This is a genomic window from Thermogutta sp., from assembly GCF_014359955.1.
Taxonomy (GTDB): Bacteria; Planctomycetota; Planctomycetia; order Pirellulales; family Thermoguttaceae; genus Thermogutta.
On sequence record NZ_JACIYL010000719.1, the window covers coordinates 1 to 2264 of the forward strand.

The 2264-nt window shown below is 58.7% G+C and carries 2 protein-coding genes and 1 pseudogene; 2 read left to right on the forward strand and 1 reads right to left on the reverse strand.

The genetic code is table 11. From position 1 onward, the window contains the following. A pseudogene (locus H5U08_RS16245) lies at positions 1–977 on the forward strand (hypothetical protein); the annotation flags it as partial. 116 nt (positions 978–1093) lie between these two features. On the opposite strand, the gene H5U08_RS16250 reads toward H5U08_RS16245, so the two are convergent. Beyond that, a complete protein-coding gene (locus tag H5U08_RS16250; RefSeq protein WP_297035425.1) occupies positions 1094–1456 on the reverse strand; it encodes a hypothetical protein in 363 nt (120 codons plus the stop codon). Between the two features lie 405 nt (positions 1457–1861). Here H5U08_RS16250 and H5U08_RS16255 point away from each other — a divergent pair. Then, positions 1862–2264, forward strand: a 403-nt coding sequence (locus H5U08_RS16255; protein WP_297035428.1) for a hypothetical protein, incomplete at its 3' end; no start/stop codon positions are given.

Genomic DNA, 2264 nt, shown 5'->3' on the forward strand with positions numbered 1-2264 from the left:
GGACGCCTCAGGTCGTCACCCAGCTTGAACGCGAAAACTACGCGCTCGAAAACAAGATTTGGGAACTTGTGGACCTCCTCGAGCAGAAGCAGGCCGAGTTGGACGCATGCCGATCCGAGCTCAAACGGCTCAAAGCTCAGACCGATCAGGCGGATCGTCCTACCACGCAAACCAGGAACACTCCGGACACAACTGCCCCTCTTTGGACGCACATTCCGGGGCGAAGTATGGAAGCGGCGCCCTATGTTGCGGATTCCGACGTGCCCAGGAAGATCGCCGTGCCGCCCAAAATCGAGATCACTGCCCCTCAGGTGGAAACGACTCCCGAAGCGGCCTTTCCATCGCGATCGTCGTCGGAGCCACTGCCCGGGGTCTCATCTTCTCCGATCGAGCCACCCCTGTGGCTCAGCCCTCAGGAAACTTCTCAACCGGCTCCCCCACAGGTTTTACCCCCCAGTTCAGAGAATCAGGCGGCGCCACTGGTGAATTCTCCCCATGAGACCGCTGACAATCTTTCCCCCGCCCCGAGAGTCGGTGCCCCGTCCCCAGCCCCATCGTCGGACGTCCCGCGGCCTGAGATCGCCGGACACGAGCCAGACCGGCTGGTATTACCGGTGGATCACGCGATGGGGCGGGACTACGATGGCCTCCCCGGCGACGACGGCATAACCCTCCTCCTGCAACCGGTTGACGCGCAGGGTGCGATCGCCCTTCAGCCTGCCACAGTCACTGTGGTTGCCATCGATCCGCAGGTGCGAGGTTCTGCGGCGAGAATTGCCCGCTGGGAACTCCAACCCGAAGAACTCCAAAGTTACCTCGTCAACCGACCCGAGATCCAGGGATATCTCCTGGAACTTCCCTGGCCCGACGCGCCTCCTCAGCACGACCATTTAAAAGTCTTTGTTCGGTATGAAACGGCGTCCGGCAAACGGTTGGAGAACCAGGTGGATGTGACCGTGCGGCTTGCCCATCAGTGACAACTCGAACCGGCATCCCTTGCCAATTGGGCGACCCGGCCGGATATTCTGCGGGGAGCCACAATGGAAAACTCAACCCCCAATGCTCTTCATACTTCGATGCACGTCTACCCCTGCTACCCGGGCGGTGGGATTTCGCGGGCGGCTTCTGGCGTCTTTGAATGCCGGTCCAGTCTGCACGGCAAAGAGTTCTGCCGATTTCTTCCCCGCCGTGCGCGGTGCACACAGTACGCACCGACGACACCCGTCATCTGTACCAACAGCAACCATCCCGGGTGAATACCCGGCGAATAAAACTGGGGTCGCGCGACCAGCCACCACGCGATTTCCCAGCCATCTTTGGTTCGCCGCCAGAGGTTCGATGTATCCTGCCCTGTCCCCTTTTGTGCCACACCGGTGCTTGTCAAACAGGAAAGAAGGCCTTCCCCCACCACAAGCACAGTGACACAAAGCAACGCCAGCACAATGAAATGCCGCACAGTGGTTCAGCCCTTTTCTGGAAAGACAATCGCAAGACGAGAAACTCGGGCGTGAAAGGCTCGCACGTTATTTCCCGAGCCTGCATCCATGAAAAGACGCCACGCAACTGCCATACCGCACCCCATTGGAATCGCTTGTGCTTGCGACAGAGCGGCGAGTTCCCGCACGAGAAGACGGGTTCGTAAATGCAAGACTCGCGCCAGAAGCGTTGCCTGAAATCAACACTCGAGCATTCGTGATTCCCCAAATGTTGCCGAGAGCCAGCGCTCGGGCTGCAAGCTGCGCCAGCAAAGTCTTGTTGTGGGATCGGCGCTTGTGGGATAAAATGGCGGGCCGCAAGGGAACTGGCCCGTGAGGGTCGCCTGACTCCGGCACGGATTTTCTCGTCATACGGAGAACTGGTCATGAAACCGATTTGCCCCTCCTGCCATCAAGAAATTCCGGTGGAAGATGTGGATCTGGATACAGGGTTGGGCCGGTGCCGGTACTGCAATGAGATCTTCGAGATTCCCGAGCTCGTCGAACATGTCAAGAAGCTTCAGGCCGCGCCAGCCAGTGCTGCCCCTAAAGTTCCGCCTGTCAAGCCTGCAGATAGCCGAATACGCCTGATCCGGAAAGACGATAAACTGCTGATCGACGTCCCGCCGTTGGGCTTGAGTGGTCCGGCGATTGGGCTTCTCTTGTTCAGTCTCTTCTGGCTGGGTTTTGTCGCTTTTTGGACTGCCGGTGCGCTCGGGCTTTTCTTCCATCCAGGTAAATTCCCCAAATGGGAAAATATTGCGTTCGCCCTGTTTTCCATCCCTTTCT